The organism is Telluria sp. GW821-FHT07G12 (genome assembly GCF_059418525.1).
Window position 1 is genome coordinate 979962 of sequence record NZ_JBWKQA010000001.1, and the last position, 18225, is coordinate 998186.

An 18225-nucleotide genomic window follows, 5' to 3' on the forward strand; every position below is an offset into this window, starting at 1 on the left:
ATGACAAGAACCACGACCACTGCCGGCTTGCTGGCCCTGCTGGCATCCGCCGGCGCCCACGCCGCCATCACACCTGAAGCCTGCGACAGCAAGTCCTTCCAGATTGTGCTGAATCCTTCGGCCGCCAGCTTCGACGCGCGCGCCGTCTGGCTCGACCGCCGCCTGCTCGCCTTCCCCGGCGCCGCCGCGGATGGCGTGTTCAAGCTTTACCACTCCCCAGCCGGCTCAATCGCCGCACCGGTGGGCGGCAAGGTCACCGGCAGCATGGGCGCGCTGAGCCTCGCCACCTTCACGGGCAGCGTGCCGCAGGCGCTGGCGGAACGCTTCAAGTGGGTAGCCGCAGGTCCGGTGCTGCAGCTGAACGATGCCGACGCCGCAAAGATGAGCGAGCTGCACCGCCAACAGCTGGTGCTGGTGCAGGAAGATGCGCAAGGCATCGTGCGCGCGGCCACGCGCGTGCAGGTGGCGGGCGCGCTGGACGACCTGTATGCGGCGGCCGCCAATCTCGACAAGCTGGGCGTGGACATCGCCGACAAGCGCACCGGCTTTACGGTCTGGGCGCCGACCGCCCAGCAGGCCGCAGTGTGCATCTACAACACCGGCACCGCCACGGCGCGCGCGGTCTACCAGATGCGCTTCGATCCGGCCACCGGCGCCTGGAGCGCGCAGGTGCCGGGCGACCTGAGCGGCAAGTACTATAAATATGCGGTCGACGTGCCGGTCGACGGCGCTGGCATCGTGCGCAACCTGGTCACCGATCCCTACTCCGTCAGCCTGACCGCGGATTCGAAGCGCAGCTACATCGCGCGCCTGGATGCGCCGAAGCTGAAGCCCGCGGGCTGGGATGCGGCGCCGGCTCCGCAGACGGTCAGGACCCCGACCGACATGGTGGTCTACGAGCTGCACGTGCGTGACTTCTCGATCAACGACAGCAGCGTGCCCGAACACCTGCGCGGCAAGTACGCGGCCTTCATGCGCGCCGAGTCGAACGGCATGCGCCACCTGGCGGCGCTGGCCAAGAGTGGCCTGACCGACGTCCACCTGCTGCCCGTGTACGACCTCGGCAGCGTGCCGGAAGTGGGCTGTGCGATGCCCAAGCCATCCGGCGCACCGGACAGCGATGCCCAGCAGGCCCTCGTGAAGAAGACGGCGGAAACCGACTGCTTCAACTGGGGCTACGACCCCTACCACTACAACGCGCCGGAAGGCAGCTACGCGACCAATCCCGCCGACGGTGCGCGCCGCGTGATCGAATTCCGCGAGATGGTCGACAGCCTGCACAAGATCGGCCTGCGCGTGGGCATGGACGTGGTGTTCAACCACACCTTCATCGCCGGCCAGAACGAAAAATCGGTGCTGGACCGCGTGGTGCCGGGTTACTACCACCGCCTGAATGCGACGGGCGGCATCGAGCGTTCGACCTGCTGCGATAACACGGCCACCGAGAACCTCATGATGGGCAAGCTGATGATCGACTCGGTGGCCCTGTGGGCGACCCAGTACAAGATCGATTCCTTCCGCTTCGACCTGATGGGCCACCAGCCGCGCGCCACGATGGAACAGCTGCAGCGGAAAGTGAATGCGGCCGCCGGCCGGCAAGTGCAGCTGCTGGGCGAAGGCTGGAACTTCGGCGAAGTCGCCAACGGCGCGCGCTTCGTGCAGGCATCCCAGCTGTCCCTGAACGGCAGCGGCATCGGCACCTTCAACGACCGCACCCGCGACGCCGTGCGCGGCGGTTCGGCCGGCGATTCCGGCGAGGCGCTGTTCGCGCGCCAGGGCTGGATCAACGGCCTGGTGTATGACCCGAACGGCCACGCCGCCAGGCACGACGAAGCCGAGCTGCTGCGCGCCGCCGACATGGTGCGCGCCGGCCTGGCCGGCTCGCTGCGCAGCTACCAGCTGCAGACCTTCGACGACAAGGTGGTGCCCCTGGAGCGCATCGACTACGGCGGCCAGCCGGCCGGCTATGCGAGCGAGCCGTCGGAGGTGGTGAACTACGTCGAGAACCACGACAACCAGACCCTGTACGACATCAACGTGTTCAAGCTGCCGGCATCGACCTCGAGCCAGGACCGCGCCCGCGTACAGGTGCTGGGCATGGCCGTCGACGCCTTCGCCCAAGGCATCGCCTACTACCACGCCGGCATCGACGTGCTGCGCTCGAAGTCTTTGGACCGCAACAGCTTCAATTCGGGCGACTGGTTCAACCGCCTCGACTGGACCTACAAGGATAACTACTTCGGCACCGGCCTGCCGCCGGCGGAGGACAACGGCAAGGACTACGCGCTGATCAAGCCCCTGCTGGCGAACGCCGCATTCAAGCCCGCGCCTGCCGACATCGCCTTCGCGCGCGATGCCTTCCGCGACCTGCTCGCCATCCGCGCCAGCTCGACCCTGTTCCGGATGCCGAGCGCCGCCGAGGTCCGCCGCCGCCTGCGCTTCTTCAACACCGGCTCGACCCAGAGCCCGACCGTGGTCGCCGCCCACCTGAATGGCGAAGGCTATCCGGGCGCGGGGTTCAAGGGCATCAGCTACTTCATCAACGTCGACAAGGTCGGCCACACCGTCACCGACGAACAGGCCGCCGGCAAGGCGATGCGCCTGCATCCGGTGTTCCTGTCGCCGGGCGTGGCCGACAAGCGTGCGACGCAGGCGACGTTCGATCCGGCGACCGGGTCGTACAGTATTCCGCCCCGCACGGCGGTGGTGTTCGTGGAAGAGTGACGTAGGGTGGGCACACCGTGCCCACGCGGTAGCAAGTTCATGCAACTGTCATGCGTGGGCGCGCAATTCAGGCTTCTGGCCTGAATTGCCCCACCTACGGAGCCGGAATATCAGGGCCATTGCAGCAGCAGCCGCCGTGCACAGCCAGCCAAAGACGTCGCCCATCCGGCTGTACAAGGTCACGATCGGCTCCGCAACCGGCACACGTCCCAGCATCGTCGCGCCGGGCATGGGCGCCGACGCCTTTTCCAATACCACGCGCCCATACGCATCGCTGATCGTCAGCAGACCTTCGCGCGATGCCCGCACCATGGCCACGCCGCTTTCCACGTTGCGCACGGCGGACAGGCGCGCCGCATATTCACCATCCTCGCCGAAGTCCCAGGCCGGCACCAGCAGCGCCTGCGCACCCAGCCCCGCATAGGCGCGGCCCATCTCGGCAAAGTGCGCGTCCTTGCAGATCGCCAGGCCGTAGCGCGTGCCGTCGATGACTTGCACGTTGAAGGCGGATCCCGCCAGGTAATCGCGCTCGGGCGGCGCAAGGTGGTGCTTGACGTAGTCTGCGGCCAGCCTGCCGTCCGGCGCGAACAGCCACTGGTGGTTGGTCGTGCCGCCGTCGACGATGCCGACGCCCAGCGTCAGCCAAACGTGGGTGCGCACAGCCAGCTTCGCCATCCGTTGGCGCAGCGCCGCGGCGGCATCCGGCGCCAGCACCGCGATCTTCTCCGGCAGCAGCACCATGCGCGCGCCCTGCCCCGCCAGCGTTTCCACGTGGCGCTCGTACTGCGACCAGATGCGTTCCACCTGGGTTGCCGGCACGCGCGGGCCGATGAAGTCGTCGATAACCGCCATGCCGACCAGGTCCCCCTGCGGCGCCGTCTGGGCCGGGATACGCGCGAAACCGAAGCCGAAACAGGCGAGCGTCAGAGCCGCCGCCAGGCCCAAAGGCCAGCGCGCCATACGCCAGCCTCGCACCGCTGCCAAGGCCAACGCCGCCGGCACCAGAGACAGCACGAACACCAGCCCTGCCACGCCCATCAGCGACACGATCTGCAGCGCAGGCGCAAAGCCGGCCTGCGAATAGGCGAGGCTCGGCCAGTTGCCGTCCGGGTGCAGGTGGGCCAGCAGCGTATCGAGGGCGCACCACAGCAGCGGATAGGCCAGCACTGCCCATGGCGATCCCCACGCCGTCATCACGCGGCGCGCCTGGCCCACCACGAAGGCCCACAACAGGGCCAGCAGCAGCACCGACAAGAGGGCGGCCGGCAGTGGCATCACGGTGGAAAAGTAGTGCAGGCTGGCGCTGGCGGCGATCAGCCCGGCCAGCAGCGAACACATGAAGGCCATGCGGGCGCCGCTGCGCAGGACCGCCGCCAGTAGCGGCGCCGGCGCCACCCAGGCCAGCCACCACAGCGGATGCAGGCCGAAACTCCAGCGCATCAGCAGCCCGCCGAGGATGGCCAGGCCCAGGTTGATTGCATCGTCTCTCGTCATGCGCATGATTCAGCCCTTGCGTGTAAAACCGTCGGCGCTCCAGGCCTCGCTGCCGACGCCATGACGGACCGTGAACAAGCCGTCCGGATCGTAGCGCTGCTTGATCTTCAGGAGCTTCGCGTAGTTGGGTCCCCAATAGGTGTCCTGCCAGCGCTGCTGGAAGAAGTCGCTTTCCGACACGTAGGCGCCGGCGTTCGGTGCCACCTTGCGCAGCTCATCCATCGCGCCGTGGATGCTGGCGGCGCGGCGGCGGGCCGCGGCTTCGTCGGGCTGCGCACCCGGCATGCCCGGCCAGGCCGGGTCACCGCCGCCGGCGATGATCGCCAGCGCAAAGGCATCGACCACCTTGGGGTTGGTGGCGGTATTCCGGGTCCTGTCCAGGGCCTCCTGCGGCGCGCCGGCGATGCCCTTGTTGAAGTGCAGCTCGACCCACCATTTTTTGGAGGCGGCGCACAGGCTGTCCACCAGCCGCGCCTGCGCGCCCTCTTCCAGCAGCGCGGCCGGCAGCCAGGTGGATTCGTAGCCGTGGATGGTCCAGCCGACCTGGCCGCGGTCGCCCTGCCACACGGCGTGGTGGCTTGGTGCACCCTCGCGCTCGTCCTTCGCCATGATGCCGGGCGCAGTCTTGCTCCAGAAATCGGCGTCCCAGAAACGCTTCGCCGGCACCGCCATGATGGTCGGCTCCTTGAAACTGTAGTCGCCGCTGGCGCGCACCCAGTCGAGGAAGGGCGCCCACGTCGCCTGCGCCTGGGCGCGGTCGAGTCCCTGGAACACCATGGACAGGTGCAGCTGCCTGCCCTCGCGCAGGGACACCTGTTCGCCCCAGTGCTGGTTGAACAGGCGCTCGCGGTAGAAGGCGATGAAGCGCGCGACCAGGGCCCTGAACGCGGCGTCGCTGTTGGCCTCGATATCGCCGAACACGCCGCCGAAGTACTCCGGCAGCTCGTGGGTGCGCAGGGTCATGCGCGTGACCACGCCGAAGGTCCCGCCGCCACCGCCCTTGATGGCCCAGAACAGGTCAGGGTTCGTGTACGCGTTGGCGATGGCTACCCGTCCATCGGCGGTGACGATTTCCGCTTCCAGCAGGCTGGCCGCCGCGGTGCCCCAGCGTTTCGAGAAGCTGCCGAAGCCGCCGCCCTGCACCAGCCCCGGCACGCCGACGGTGGTGCAGCCGCCGCCCTGTACGTAGCGGCCGGCTTTCGTCGTCACGGCAGTGTAGGCGTCGATCCACATGGCGCCGGCGCCGATGCGCACGGCAGGCATGGCATCCGCCTGCGTGCCGCCTTGCGGTACGAAGGCATCGAGCACGGTGACTTCGTTCATGGCGCGCGGCCACACCAGCAGCGAATCCGGCGCGTTCGAGCCGCCCTTGTAGCTATGGCCGCCGCCCTTGACCACCAGGCGCAGATTGTGGGTGCGGGCGAAATCGACGGCGGCGACGATGTCGGCCGTCTCGCGCGCCGCCACCGCGTAGGCGCTGGGCTGTGACAGCCAGGCATCCTGCCAGCCGCTGGTCTGGGTCAGCGCGGGATTGTCGCCGACGGCGTAGGGGTTCTTCAGCTCCTCGCGCATCGCGGCGCAGCTTGCGGCGTCGCTGGCGCAGCCGGCGAACGGCGACGCCAGCTTCAGCAGCCGCCCGGATGTCGCACGGCGCAGGCCATCCCACTCGGCGGCGCTGGGCCAGCCGGCGGCGCCGGGACGCACGCGCGCACGCAGCGCCTTCGCAGCGGCAGGTCCGGACAGCCCGGGCAGCCCGCCCGCCGCCAGCGCCGCGCCCAGGGAAGCCTTCAATACCTCGCGTCGTTTCATCCTTCACCCCTTGTTATTGGTTGGTTCATAACAAGGATGAATCAAGCCCGATGCGCGGGCAAAGGCTTTGTGGCGAAACGGGATAGTACGGGGGCGAACCGGGGCCTGGAAGGCGCGAACTTAACCGATGACCGGCCGGGCCAGGGTCGAAGACAAGGCGCACAGCATGATCAGCGTGGCCATGATCGCCAGGCTTTTGACGTCATCCGGGTGCATCATGATGCTCTCCAATGGGGGACCTGGGTCCTCCATTGTGTGGTGCCGTACGGAAACGTTTATTGATCCAGCTCGCCTACTGTGCCGCGTCCTTGTAGACCAGTTGTACCAGCGCATCATTGCCGATGGCGGTGTCGTGCAGCGGCGGGATGAAGGTGTAGCCGCCGTTATCGAGCAGCAGCGGGTGGCGGCGCTCTCCGTCCACCAAGGTGGCCGAGGCCAGCGGGCGGCGCGTGATGAAGTGGGTCAGCACGTTCTTCGAGTGGCAGGGCCCGCCCAGCGTGCGGAACAGGGTGCGCTTCGCGAAGGACAGCTCGTCGCGCTCGACCACCCAGCGGATCTCGCACTCCAGCCGCAGGTCACCAAGGCGGCGGGTATCCGGCGGCAGGCCGGGCGTGATCACCTGCGGGCGCCAGCGCGCCTGGCCCTTCTTCACGTTCAGCAGCAGCTCGGCGTCGGTGTTCTCGAAGGCCGGCAGGCGCGGCAGCGTGAAGCTGTTGTCCTGGCCGACCGGCACCGTCACCGAGTCATCGGCGTTCGCAATGCGCAGGCTCAGGTCTTTAGAGGCCGTGCCGGGCGGCGGCAACAGCACGAAGCGGAAGTCCGCGCCCGGCGCCAGGGCCTTGAACTCGTCGACCACGCCGTAGCTCTTCAACATCGTGCGGTAGGACTTGAGCTCCGGATCGCGCACCGAGGAGACGGTGACGACGGCGGGCGCCTTGTCGGCATTGGCATCGGTGTCGTCGGCGTGCGCGGGCATGGCGCCGCATGCCAGCAGCATCAGCGGAAGCAAAAGGCGTTTCATTCTTATCGTCATATATCGAGGTGGGAAATCAGCAAGCGTCGGCGCTCGCTGTCGCCCTCACCGTTCTCGCCATTCTCCTGGCCCAGCGAGATCCCGACCGCCATGATGTCGATGAGGAGCAGCTGCAGGATGCGCGAGATCATCGACAGGAAGGTCGTGCTGTCTTCGCTGTGGTCGACCGCCAGGCAGATGCTGGCCTTCCTCGCCAGCGCGGACTTGCTGCTGGTGATGGCGATGACGTCGGCGCCGGCTGCGCGCGCGGTATCGACCGCGGACAGCAGCTCGGGCATCTGGCCCGTGGTCGAGATCACGATCACGACGTCGCCTGGGCCCAGCAGCTCGGCCGCCAGCGAGAACAGGTGCGAGTCGCCGTAGGACGAGGTCGGGATGCGGAAGCGGAAGAATTTATGCTGGCCGTCCAACGCCACCACGCGCGAATTCCCCATCGCGTAGAACTCGACGCGCTTGGCTTTGCGCAGGATCTCGATGGCGCGGTCGATCGAGTTCACGTCCAGCTGGTCGCGGAACTTCAGGATCGCCGACACCGTGTTGTCGATGACTTTGGCCGACAGATCGTGGGTGCTGTCGGTCATGCGCACCTGGCTGTGGCGCACGGGGATGGTGCCGGTCAGGCTGCCCGCGAACTTCAGCTTGAAGTCGGCCAAGCCGGAGAAGCCCAGCGAGCGGCAGAAGCGGATCACGGTCGGCTGGCTGACGTCCGCCAGTTTCGCGATCTCGGCGATCGGCTCGGACAGCACCTTGCGCGGATGCTCCAGCACCAGGGTCGCGACGCGCTGCTCGGCCGGCGACAGCTCGTGCTGCAGATGCTGCACGCGCTCCATCAGCGTATTCGCGCCGGTGCGGCCGCGCAGGTGCTCGGACAGGATGCTCGCCACGCCGTACAGCGCCGGATTCGGCGTCATGATCACATAGGTCGGGATCTGCGCCAGGTAGTCGGAGAAGCGGCCCTTGGCTTCGAAGCGCGCGCGGAACGGCGAGGTCGCGAACCACTGCGCCACGCGCGGCACGATGCCGCCGCCGATGAAGATGCCGCCGAAGGCGCCCAGCGTGACCGCGAGATTCGCGGCGGCGCCGCCCAGCATGCCGGCGAAGCATTCCAGCACTTCCAGGCACAGCGGATCGTTCTGTTCGAGCGCGCAGTTGACGATGTCGGCGGCATTGCGGGCTGGCGCCTGCACCTTGTTCCGCTGCGCCAGCGCGCGGTAGATGATCTCCATGCCAGGGCCGGAGATCAGGCGCTCGTTCGACACGTGCTGCCATTCGCGCCAGGCGTACTGCAGGATCGCGAACTCGCGCTCGTCGGCCGGAGCGAAGTTGACGTGGCCGCCCTCGCTGCCGAGGGTGACGAAACCGTCCACGGTCGGGATCACGCCCGATACGCCGAGGCCCGTGCCCGGGCCCAGCACGCCGGACACCGCATGCGGCTGCGGCTTGCCGCCGCCGATCTGCAGCAGGTCTTCCGGCTTGAAGCCCGGCAGCGCCATGGCCAGCGCCGTGAAGTCGTTCACGATCAGCAGCGTGGTCAGGCCGAGGGTGCGCCGCACCTCGTCGGTCGAGAACTGCCAGTCGCGGTTGGTCATGCGGATGAAATCGCCGCTGATCGGATTCGCCAGCGCGAAGGCGGCGTGGCTGATGCGCACGCCGTTGGTCTGTTCCAGGTAGGCGTTCAGCAGCGGGACGATGCCTGGGTAATCGTCGCACAGCAGCACGGCGACATTGCGCAGCACGCCGGGCGCGCTCTCCAGCGCAAAGCGCGCATGGGTGGCGCCGATGTCGGCCAGCAGGCGCGGGCCGTCGGCGTAGGCGGCGCGGGTTTGCTTGTGTTCGGTGGTGTCGAGCTCGATGGTCATTGCGCTAGGATACCATTGATTGATTGACACCAAAACCGGCTTTTACTCGGCCTGCGGAGGCTGCGGCGCCCTCGCTCCTTCCACCTGCACGTGCGGCATGAACAGCAGGATCAGCAGCGCCGCCAGCACGATGACGGTGCCGGCGCCGAAGATGCTGGCAATGGCCTGGCGGTAGACTTCGCGCATGGCCGGCGCGAGCACCGTGCCGGTGCCGGCGCTGGCCGCGGCGGCAATGCCGTGGGCGTGCAGCTGGTGCGCCAGGATCGCGCCGGAACCGGTCACGCCGAGCAGGCCGCCCAGCGAGCGGAAGAAGGTCAGCATGGCGGTGCCGACGCCGCGCCGCGCCGGCGGCAGCGCGCTCTGCACGACGATGGTCATGTTCGGCATCACCAGGCCCAGGCCGGCGCCGAGGAAGAAGATCGGCGGCTCGATGAACAGGTAGCCGCGGCCGCTGGCCATGGCCCAGGTCAGCGCGCCGAAGGCGGCCACCGCCACCGCCAGGCCCGCCACCTGCACTTCCTTGTACTTGTTGGCGCGCGCCACCGCGCGGCCGATCAGGCTCGAGGCAATGATCATCCCCACCATCATCGGCACCGTCAGCATGCCGGAATGGGCCGGGCTGGCGCCCATCACCAGCTGGAAGTACAGTGGGAAGAACACGCTCGATCCCATCAGGCCGACGAAGCTCAGCGCCATCACCAGGCTGGCCAGGTTGAACACGCGGTTGCCGAACAAATCGGGCGGCAGCACCGGCTCGGCGGCGCGGCGCAGGTGCACTACCAGCCAGGCGCCCAGCACCACGGTGAGCACCGCGCAGACCTTGATCTCGAGCGCATCCCACGGCCATTCGGTGCCGCCCAGCGCCAGGATCAGCAGCAGCGAGACGATGCTGGTGGTGAGCAGGACCGAGCCCAGGTAGTCGATGCGGTGAGCGTGCGTGATGACGGGTTTGCGCAGCGAGCGCGCGATGGCCCAGCAGGCGAAGGCGCCGACCGGCAGGTTGATGAAGAAGATCCAGTGCCAGGACAGCAGGTCCGTCATGAAGCCGCCCAGCACCGGCCCGAGCACGCTGGTCACGGCGAACACGATGGCGATCGAGCCCTGGCGCTTGGCGCGGTCCTGCGGCGCCACCAGGTCGGAGATGATGATCTGGGCCAGCGGCATGAAGCCGCCGGCGCCCATGCCCTGGATGGCGCGGAACACGATCAGCTGCGTCATGCTGCCGGCCAGGCCGCACAGCACCGAGCCAAGCAGGAAGGTGGCGAGCGCGGTGAAGATCATCGGCCGGCGGCCGTACTGGTCGGCCATCTTGCCGTACAGGGGCATGGTGGCGGTCGAGGCCAGCACGTAGGCGGTCACGACCCAGGACAGGTGCGCCATGCCGCCCAGGTCGGAGACGATGCGCGGCAAGGCCGTGGCGACGATGCTCTGGTCGAGCGCGCCCAGGCCGAGCACGGCCATCAGGGCGAAGTAGACGGCGCGGATCTCCTTTTCGGTGACCGGCGCGGGGGCGGGAGCGGTAGTGTGCGGAGTCTGGGTCATGGGCGGGCGATCAGCTTGAGGGGTTCGATGGCGGCGGCAAGCGCATCCAGCTGGGCAGCGTCAAGGCGGTTGACGCGCTGGACCAGCCAGTCCAGGCGCTGCGCATGCATCTCGTCGGTGATGGCCTGGCCGGCGGCGGTGAGCTGCAGGCCGGTACGGCGCCTGTCCTCGGGATCGGGGGCGCCGCGTTCGAGCAGGCCCGCTTCTTCCAGGGCCTTGACCTGGGCGCTCATGGTCGGCGTGCGCACGTCCTTCATGCGCGCCAGTTCGGCCACGCCGATGCCCGGCTGGTGGCTGACGGCGCCCAGCAGCATGGCTTGCGTCAGCGACAGGCCGGAGGTATGGCGGTCGACATCGCGGCGGATTTCGCGCATCAGGAGCTTGAGCGCGTCGCGCAGGTCTTCGGCCAGCTTGGTGCTACGGTCGGCTTGTGGTGTCTTCATGATTAGGTTAGGTAGGCTACCTAACCATATTACGCCACAAGCCGCCGGGATTCAAGCGCTATCGTGCGCGCCGTATGCACCAGGCTGGGCAGCCGTCCTCAGCAGGAAAACCGAAAAAGCGCGAAAATAGCGGATTCCGTTTCAAATTCAAACACTTATCATGTCCGATTCTGCAACTTTGCCGCTCCCGCGCCGTGTCGACAGCAATCCGAAGCCGCTCGGCGTCTCCCTGCTGCTCATCCTGATCGGCGCCATCTTGCTGGCGCAGGCCGTCAGCGTCAAACAGGCCGCGCTGTTCGTGGTCGGCGCCCTGCTCGGCCTCGCGCTCTACCACGCCGCGTTCGGCTTCACGTCCTCGTGGCGCGTGTTCATCGCGGACGGCCGCGGTGCCGGCCTGCGTGCACAGATGATCATGCTCGCCGTCGGCGTGGCCCTGTTCTTCCCGGCGCTGTCCGCCGGCACCCTGTTCGGCAATCCGGTCACCGGCCTGGTCTCGCCCGCCGGCACCTCGGTGGTCATCGGCGCCTTCCTGTTCGGCATCGGCATGCAGCTGGGCGGCGGCTGCGCCTCCGGCACGCTGTACACGGTCGGCGGCGGCAGCACGCGCATGATCGTCACGCTCGTCGCCTTCATCGCCGGCTCCGTGATCGCCACCGCGCACATGCCCTTCTGGACCTCGCTGCCGCAGTTGCAGCCGATCTCGCTTGTGAAGACGCTGGGCCTGGCGCCGGCGCTGCTGCTCAACTGGCTGGTGTTCGCGGCGATTGCCGCCATCACGGTAGTCGTCGAGAAGCGCCGCCACGGCAAGCTGGTCGCCCCGAAGCTGCCGGCGGAGCGCGCGTCGACCTGGCTGCACGGCCCGTGGCCGCTGGTGGCTGGCGCCATTGCGCTGGTCGTGCTCAACTTCGCCACGCTGGCACTGTCGGGCCGCCCGTGGGGCGTGACCTCGGCCTTCGCGCTGTGGGGCGCGAAAGCGGCATCGGCCATCGGCATCGACACCGCCAGCTGGACCTACTGGTCGACCAAGGCGAATGCCGCCGCGCTGGCCGCACCGGTGTGGAAGGACGTGACCTCGGTGATGGACATCGGCATCGTGCTGGGCGCGATGCTGGCGGCGGCGCTGGCGGGCCGCTACGCGCCGGTGTGGAAGCTGCCGCTGCGCTCCTTCATCGCGGCCGTGGTCGGCGGCCTGATGCTCGGCTACGGCGCCCGCCTGGCCTATGGCTGCAACATCGGCGCCTACTTCAGCGGCATCGTGTCGGGCAGCCTGCACGGCTGGCTGTGGCTGGTGGCCGCGTTTGCCGGCAACGTATTCGGCACGCGTCTGCGTCCGCTGTTCGGCCTGGAAGTCGAGCGTATCAAGCAGACCGGCTGCTGAACTAATCCGCCACGACCGGATGCGCCAGGTGTCCGGTCTTCAGATAAAAGCGCACGCCCTTCTCACCTGCCGTGAAACCGGGCCGGCTACCGGCCGGCAGGCGTATCCAGGTGCCGGGCTTGTAGCGCCGGTCGCCATCGACGATCCGGCCTTCGAGCACCAGCAGTTCCGCACCGCCGGCAGCGTCCATCAGGATGCTGGCTCCTGCTTGCACGCGCTGCAGGCACACCTGCTCGGCAGGACTTGAAAACAGCGGGCAAACCACCCGGTCCTCGTGACGCTGCCAGGCAGACGCCTGGCGCGTATCGATGCGCACGACACGATCGTCATCCGCCGCCATCTGCCGCAGCTTGACGAAGATGAGGGCGCCCTCGGCGCTCGAAGGCTGGTGCGAGGTGCCGTCCGGATTGCGCAGATACCAGCCGGCCGGGAAGTCCCCGGTCTCGTCGGAAAAGGTGCCGTCCAGGACCAGGATTTCCTCGCCGCCCGGGTGTTCGTGCGGCGGAAAACGGGAGTCGGGGGCGTAGCGCACGATGCTGGTGGCGCGCGCTTTCTCGGTGCCGATCCGGTCCAGCATCATCCGCTCGACGCCGGCCTGCGGCGAAGCGGCCCACTGGTACTGGCTCGGCTCGACGATGACGGTCTGCGAAAAGTCTGCGTTGATCAACATGCTCATTTCCCCGCGAGTCCCTTGAGCAGCGCCGCATGGAAGGCGGCCGGATCCTGCATCTGCGGCGCGTGGCCCATGTTATCGAACTCCACCAGCGTCGCATGCGGGATCGCCTTGGCGGCGCGCTTGCCCAGCTCCGCATAATTGCCAAGCTTCGGCCGCAGCTCGGCCGGCGCGGCATCCTTGCCGATGGCCGTGTTGTCCCTGGTGCCGATCAGCAGCAGCACCGGCATCTTCAGCAGCGGGAACTCGTAGACCACCGGCTGCGTGTAGATCATGTCGTACAGCAGGGCCGAGTTCCAGGCCACGATCTGTTTGCCCGGCCCGCGGTACATCCCGGCCAGCATCTGCACCCAGGGCTCGTACTCGGGCTTCCACTGGTTCACGTAATACGTCGATTTTTCGTAGGCGCGGATCTTGTCGGCGCTCTGGCCCAGCTCGCGCTCGTACCATTTGTCGACGCCCTGCGAGGGCACGCCCAGCGCCTTCCAGTCTTCCAGCCCGATCGGGTTCGCCAGCACCAGTTGCTCGGTCTGCTCCGGGTACAGCAGGCCGTAGCGCACCGCCAGCATGCCGCCGGTCGAGTGGCCCATCACGGTCGCGTTCTTCACGCCGATCGATTCGAGCAGCGCATGCGTGTTGGCGGCCAGTTGCTGGAAGCTGTATTGATAGTGCTCCGGCTTGCTCGATTTGCAGAAGCCGATCTGGTCGGGCGCCACCACGCGGTAGCCGGCCTTGCTCAGCGCGGCGATGCTGTCCTGCCAGGTAGCGGCGCAGAAGTTCTTGCCGTGCAGGAGAACCACGGTGCGGCCGTTCGGCTTGGCCGGCTTGACGTCCATATAGGCCATGTGGAGCTGGACGCCTTGCGAGGTGAAGCGGTATTGCTGCACCGGGTGCGGATAGCCGAAGCCTTCGAGTTCGGGGCCGTAGGACGGCTCGGCGGCACGGGCCACGCCCAGGGCGAGACCCGACAGCAGTGCGGCATAGCGGAGATAGGCAGGCATCATGCTTCCTCATCGGATGGTGATGCCTGCGAGTCTAGACGATCTGCGAAATAGGAGAAAGCCAGGAACCGTCTCAACGCCGATGTGGACAGAATGCTATTTTCATGGCCCAGAATGCCGAAAAGCCGGAACGGAGATTGCGTCGATACGGCCCCGTTGCGCGCGATAGGTACGCACCCAGCACCACAGGATCACGATCATGCCCAGCGTGGACGGCGCCAGCTGCGACCAGGGCTGCCCTGCCCTGACCGTATTGCCGACCGCCGCCGACAGCATCCCGAACAGGCAGCCGAGGATTTTATAGATATGCTCGTAGCGCCAAAGTGCCGCATGCCAGCGCCGCGGGAACAGCCAGCGTGCGGCGTCGTAGGCCAGCAGGATCGCGATCGCCGCCAGCGTCGAATACATCACCGAGGCCGAAGCCCCCAGCATGGCGCCGTCGGCGAACAGGCGGCGCACCAGCACGACGGCGATGGCCATAGCCCCCAGCAGCAAGCCGGCATCGAGCCTGTCCGGTCCTGCGGCCCGTGTATGGATGACGTGCCAGCCGCTCAGCAGCTGGTAGGACACCAGCACGGTCAGCATGGCGAACAGCGGCAGGAAGCGGAAGACCGCATTGCCGATGGCGGCGCTCAGGCAGACGACAAAGGTCAGCAGCACGAACACGCGCCCGCGCCGGCGGTGATGAATGGCGTCCTTCGGCTTGGCCAGCAGCACCAGGCCGAGGACGATGGCGGCGCTGCCGGCCAGGATGTGAACGAGGATGTTCAGCAGGTGTGGGGTAGTCATGCTTTCCACGGTAGGGAAAGCATGAAGGGGACACAAGAAGCGCGGAACGAAGTGCGGCTTTTGTGCCCCCAACTGCGGGTAGCAGGAACGAAGCGGATCAGTCCAGCGAAATCAGCGCCACCGGCGCCCGCAGCTCGAACTGCACCTTGCCTTTCGCAACCACGGCGGTCTTGCCGGTGTACGCATCGCGCACGGTCTGGCCATCCATGAACACGCCGGCCACCGGAATCGCCACCGTGCGGTCCTGCGGCAGGTCGAGCGCGACCACCACGCGGTCCGTCACGCCGTTCTTCTCATAGGTGCGCTTGAACACGTAGGGGCTGGCCTGCAGCATCTGGTGCACGCCCGCGCCCACCGCCGGATGCGCATGGCGGAAGCGGCCCAGGCGCGCCCAGTGCTCGCGCACTTCGGCCACGCCGAACAGGCCGACGCGGGTGTTGTTCTTCAGCTGGTCCCAGTTCATGAAGGAGCGCAGGTTGGCGTCGCCTTCCGCGCCCTCGATCTTCAGCACGCGCGCGGTTTCGTCGCCGTAGTAGATCTGGGCCTGGCCCGGCGCCAGCAGCAGTTTATTCGCCGCTTCCATCGGATGCTGGCGCAGCGCGTCGAAGGGATTGCCGTCGTCGTGGGAGTCCAGGTAGTTCAGCACCGAGCGGCCCTTGAGCGGGCCTTGCAGCGCTGCCGAATACGAGGAGAACAGCTGCTCGTAGCCCTGGCGCGCGTCGCCCGCCATGCTGAAGTTGATCATGCTGTCGAAGCCGTTGTCGTAATAATCGACCTTGCTGCCGCCATCGTAGGTGAACTCGCGGCCGGCCTTGACCGAGTAACCGTAGGTTTCCGCGGTCATGAAGAACGGCAGGTCGCCCGCCACGCGCTTGGCGGGATTGGCCTTCTTCCAGTCCTCGTAGGCTTGGCTTGCGACCTTCTTGAGGTCCTTCCATGCGCCCGGCTCGACGTGCTTGACGGTGTCCGCGCGGAAGCCGTCGAAGCCGTACTTGCGCACCCAGTCGCTATGCCATTTCATCAGGTAGTAGCGCGGCGCGCGCGGGTAGCCGGTACGCTTGAAGAACTCGTTCAGCTCCGCCGTCTCGCGCTCGTAGCGCCCTTCCTTCTTCCACTTGGCCGCCAGCGCCGGCGGTACCTCCACCTTCTCGTTGCTGTCGGTGCGGAAGTCCGGCAGGTTCTTCACCAGCGTGCAGCTGATGGTGCTTGCCATGTCCTTGTAGGTGCAGGCCGGCGAGGTACGCACCCACTCGGCCGGCCACACCGGATCCTGCTCCGTCACCGGGCCGGTCTGGTTCATCACCACGTCCAGCAGCACGCGAATGCCGCGCGCATGGGCCGCGTCCACCAGCTCATGGAGGTCCTTCTCGGTGCCGAGATTGGCGTCGACGGCCGTGAAGTCGCGCGCCCAGTAGCCGTGGAAGCCGTAGGTCTTGCCCGTGCCTTCGTCGGTCGGCGCGTGGATCTGCTCCACCGGCGGCGTGATCCAGATTGCGTCCACGCCCAGGTCGTCGAAGTACCCTTCCTTGATCTTCTGCGTGACCCCGGCCAGGTCGCCGCCCATGAAGCCGCGGGCGACGGCCGCGTCGTCCTTGCGGCCATAGGCATGGTCATTGGCCGGGTTGCCGTTGTTGAAGCGGTCCGTCAGCAGGAAGTAGACGGTCGCGTTCTCCCAGGTGAAGGGCTTGGCTTTAACGGGCGTCAGGTCCGGGGCGGCGGACGCGGAGCCGAAGGCCAGCATCAGGGAAACGGCAAGGGCAGAAAATTTCATTCAGGGTCCTCGAGGTTGGGTTGGTTAAGTGATGACGCTCGGTTCGGTGCGTCCAGTGCGCTGCTTCAGTTCCGACACCTGCTCGGCGATAGCGATCAGCGGCGCTAGCGCTTCCTGGGTGTCGAGATTGTGGCGGGACGGGTCGGCCTCGTAGCGTTCGAGGTAGACCCGCACGGTCGCGCCTTCGGTGCCGGTGCCGGACAGGCGCAGCACGATGCGCGAGCCGTCCGTCATGATGATGCGGATGCCTTGTTTGGTGGCGACGGACTGGTCGACCGGGTCGGTGTAGACGAAATCGTCGGCCTGCGCGACGCGGAACTCGCCGAAGCTCTGGCCGGCCAGCGATGCCAGCTTCGCGCGCAGGTCGACCATCATCTTGTCGGCGCTTGCAGCATCGACGGCTTCGTAGTCGTGGCGCGAATAGTAGTTGCGGCCGAAGCGGGCCCAGTGCTCCTGCACGATCTGGTTGACCGGTTTGCCGCTGGCGGCGATCAGGTTCAGCCAGAACAGCACGGCCCACACGCCATCCTTTTCGCGGATGTGGTTCGAGCCGGTGCCATAGCTCTCCTCGCCGCACAGGGTCGCCAGGTTGGCGTCGAGCAGGTTGCCGAAGTACTTCCAGCCGGTCGGGGTCTCGAAACAGGAGATGCCCAGCGCGGCGGCCACGCGGTCGGCCGCCTGCGAGGTCGGCATCGAGCGCGCGATGCCTTTGATGCCGTCGCGGTAGCCTGGCGCCAGGGTCGCGTTGGCGGCGATGATGGCCAGGCTGTCCGAAGGCGCCACGGCCAGATTGCGGCCGACGATCATGTTGCGGTCGCCGTCGCCGTCGGAAGCGGCGCCGAATTCAGGCGCATCGGCGCCGTTCATCAGCGCCACCAGTTCGGCGGCGTTGACGGGGTTCGGGTCCGGGTGATGGCCGCCGAAGTCTTCCATCGGCTCGGCATTGATGACGGTGCCCGCGGGCGCTTTCAATATGCGTTCGATGATGGCTTTCGCATAGGGGCCGGAGACGGCGCTCATGCCGTCGAAGCGCATCGTGAAGCCGCGCTGGAACAGGGCGCGGATGGCGTCGAAATCGAACAGGCGCGCCATCAGCTCGGCGTAGTCGGCGACCGGGTCGATCACCTCGACCGCCATGTCCTCGAGCTGCGTGCTGCCGATGCGGTCGAGGTCGACCGGGCCGGCATCGCTGATGCGGTATTCGCTCAGCGTCTGCGTGTGCGCGAAGATCGCCTCGGTGATCTTTTCGGGGGCCGGGCCGCCGTTCTCGATGTTGTACTTGATGCCGAAGTCGCCGTCCGGGCCGCCGGGATTATGGCTGGCCGAGAGCACGATGCCGCCGAAGGCGCCGTGCTTGCGGATCACGCAGCTGACTGCGGGCGTGGAGAGGATGCCGCCGCGCCCGACCAGCACCCTGGCCACCTTGTGGGCGGCGGCCATGCGCAGGATGGTCTGGACTGCAGTGCGGTTGTAGAAACGGCCGTCGCCCCCGAGCACGAGGGTGCGGCCGCTGCAGTCGCCCAGGGTCAGGAAAATCGCCTCGACGAAGTTTTCGAGGTAGCCGGGCTGCTGGAACTCGGTCACCTTCTTGCGCAGACCGGAGGTGCCGGGACGCTGTCCGGCGAACGGCGTGGTCGCTACTGCTTGAATCGTCATTGTCGCGCTCCTGTCGTATTCGTTAATGCATGGGTTTGTTGTCAAACCATTAC

The 18225-nt window shown here is 67.3% G+C and carries 13 protein-coding genes; 2 read left to right on the forward strand and 11 right to left on the reverse strand.

From position 1 onward, the window contains the following. On the forward strand, positions 1-2724 hold the full coding sequence (locus AC07PE_RS04740; RefSeq protein WP_498762067.1) for an alpha-1,6-glucosidase domain-containing protein: 2724 nt from the start codon (positions 1-3) through the stop codon (positions 2722-2724). A 48-nt stretch (positions 2725-2772) separates the two neighbouring features. Here the strand turns inward: AC07PE_RS04740 and AC07PE_RS04745 are convergent, their stop codons facing one another. The 6 genes from AC07PE_RS04745 to AC07PE_RS04770 all read right to left on the reverse strand — a co-directional run bounded on the left by AC07PE_RS04745 (position 2773) and on the right by AC07PE_RS04770 (position 10904). Continuing rightward, on the reverse strand, positions 2773-4218 hold the full coding sequence (locus tag AC07PE_RS04745) for a nitrilase-related carbon-nitrogen hydrolase (RefSeq protein WP_498762069.1): 1446 nt from the start codon (positions 4216-4218) through the stop codon (positions 2773-2775). A gap of 9 nt (positions 4219-4227) precedes the next feature. Continuing rightward, positions 4228-6027, reverse strand: coding sequence for an FAD-dependent oxidoreductase (locus AC07PE_RS04750; RefSeq protein WP_498762071.1), 1800 nt, complete (start codon positions 6025-6027; stop codon positions 4228-4230). A 292-nt stretch (positions 6028-6319) separates the two neighbouring features. Next, on the reverse strand, positions 6320-7048 hold the full coding sequence (locus AC07PE_RS04755) for a hypothetical protein (RefSeq protein WP_498762073.1): 729 nt from the start codon (positions 7046-7048) through the stop codon (positions 6320-6322). Positions 7049-7056: 8 nt separating this feature from the next. After that, the gene (locus AC07PE_RS04760) at positions 7057-8919 is read right to left on the reverse strand and encodes a glucokinase (RefSeq protein ID WP_498762074.1); all 1863 of its coding nucleotides are present in this window, start codon (positions 8917-8919) and stop codon (positions 7057-7059) included. 42 nt (positions 8920-8961) lie between these two features. Next, complete coding sequence (locus AC07PE_RS04765; protein WP_498762075.1) at positions 8962-10461, reverse strand: MDR family MFS transporter; 1500 nt, start codon at positions 10459-10461, stop codon at positions 8962-8964. Continuing rightward, complete coding sequence (locus AC07PE_RS04770) at positions 10458-10904, reverse strand: MarR family winged helix-turn-helix transcriptional regulator (RefSeq protein ID WP_498762077.1); 447 nt, start codon at positions 10902-10904, stop codon at positions 10458-10460. Before AC07PE_RS04770 ends, AC07PE_RS04765 begins: the two co-directional genes overlap by 4 nt. A 160-nt stretch (positions 10905-11064) precedes the next feature. Between AC07PE_RS04770 and AC07PE_RS04775 the strand changes: the two genes are divergently transcribed. Further along, on the forward strand, positions 11065-12282 hold the full coding sequence (locus tag AC07PE_RS04775) for a YeeE/YedE family protein (protein WP_498762078.1): 1218 nt from the start codon (positions 11065-11067) through the stop codon (positions 12280-12282). 1 nt (position 12283) lies between these two features. On the opposite strand, the gene AC07PE_RS04780 is transcribed toward AC07PE_RS04775, so the two are convergent. The 5 genes from AC07PE_RS04780 to AC07PE_RS04800 all read right to left on the reverse strand — a co-directional run bounded on the left by AC07PE_RS04780 (position 12284) and on the right by AC07PE_RS04800 (position 18172). After that, positions 12284-12952, reverse strand: a complete 669-nt coding sequence (locus tag AC07PE_RS04780) for a cupin domain-containing protein (RefSeq protein WP_498762080.1) — start codon at positions 12950-12952, stop codon at positions 12284-12286. A 2-nt stretch (positions 12953-12954) separates the two neighbouring features. Further along, positions 12955-13956 carry an alpha/beta fold hydrolase gene (locus AC07PE_RS04785; RefSeq protein ID WP_498762081.1) on the reverse strand — a complete coding sequence of 334 codons (1002 nt, stop codon included), beginning with the start codon at positions 13954-13956 and terminating at the stop codon, positions 12955-12957. A gap of 102 nt (positions 13957-14058) precedes the next feature. Continuing rightward, positions 14059-14745 (reverse strand): hypothetical protein, encoded by a 687-nt coding sequence (locus AC07PE_RS04790; protein WP_498762083.1) that lies wholly within the window; start codon positions 14743-14745, stop codon positions 14059-14061. Between the two features lie 97 nt (positions 14746-14842). Continuing rightward, on the reverse strand, positions 14843-16516 hold the full coding sequence (locus tag AC07PE_RS04795; protein ID WP_498762085.1) for an alpha-amylase family glycosyl hydrolase: 1674 nt from the start codon (positions 16514-16516) through the stop codon (positions 14843-14845). A 24-nt stretch (positions 16517-16540) separates the two neighbouring features. Further along, the gene (locus AC07PE_RS04800; RefSeq protein ID WP_498762087.1) at positions 16541-18172 is read right to left on the reverse strand and encodes an alpha-D-glucose phosphate-specific phosphoglucomutase; all 1632 of its coding nucleotides are present in this window, start codon (positions 18170-18172) and stop codon (positions 16541-16543) included. Positions 18173-18225: the final 53 nt, after the last annotated feature.

Coding starts and splice junctions, on each gene's coding strand:
- AC07PE_RS04755 (WP_498762073.1), bottom strand. CDS start 7,048: ATGAAACGCCTTTTGCTTCCGCTGATGCTGCTGGCATGCGGCGCCATG.
- AC07PE_RS04760 (WP_498762074.1), bottom strand. CDS start 8,919: ATGACCATCGAGCTCGACACCACCGAACACAAGCAAACCCGCGCCGCC.
- AC07PE_RS04795 (WP_498762085.1), bottom strand. CDS start 16,516: ATGAAATTTTCTGCCCTTGCCGTTTCCCTGATGCTGGCCTTCGGCTCC.
- AC07PE_RS04785 (WP_498762081.1), bottom strand. CDS start 13,956: ATGCCTGCCTATCTCCGCTATGCCGCACTGCTGTCGGGTCTCGCCCTG.
- AC07PE_RS04800 (WP_498762087.1), bottom strand. CDS start 18,172: ATGACGATTCAAGCAGTAGCGACCACGCCGTTCGCCGGACAGCGTCCC.
- AC07PE_RS04745 (WP_498762069.1), bottom strand. CDS start 4,218: ATGACGAGAGACGATGCAATCAACCTGGGCCTGGCCATCCTCGGCGGG.
- AC07PE_RS04790 (WP_498762083.1), bottom strand. CDS start 14,745: ATGACTACCCCACACCTGCTGAACATCCTCGTTCACATCCTGGCCGGC.
- AC07PE_RS04775 (WP_498762078.1), top strand. CDS start 11,065: ATGTCCGATTCTGCAACTTTGCCGCTCCCGCGCCGTGTCGACAGCAAT.
- AC07PE_RS04740 (WP_498762067.1), top strand. CDS start 1: ATGACAAGAACCACGACCACTGCCGGCTTGCTGGCCCTGCTGGCATCC.
- AC07PE_RS04765 (WP_498762075.1), bottom strand. CDS start 10,461: ATGACCCAGACTCCGCACACTACCGCTCCCGCCCCCGCGCCGGTCACC.
- AC07PE_RS04780 (WP_498762080.1), bottom strand. CDS start 12,952: ATGTTGATCAACGCAGACTTTTCGCAGACCGTCATCGTCGAGCCGAGC.
- AC07PE_RS04750 (WP_498762071.1), bottom strand. CDS start 6,027: ATGAAACGACGCGAGGTATTGAAGGCTTCCCTGGGCGCGGCGCTGGCG.
- AC07PE_RS04770 (WP_498762077.1), bottom strand. CDS start 10,904: ATGAAGACACCACAAGCCGACCGTAGCACCAAGCTGGCCGAAGACCTG.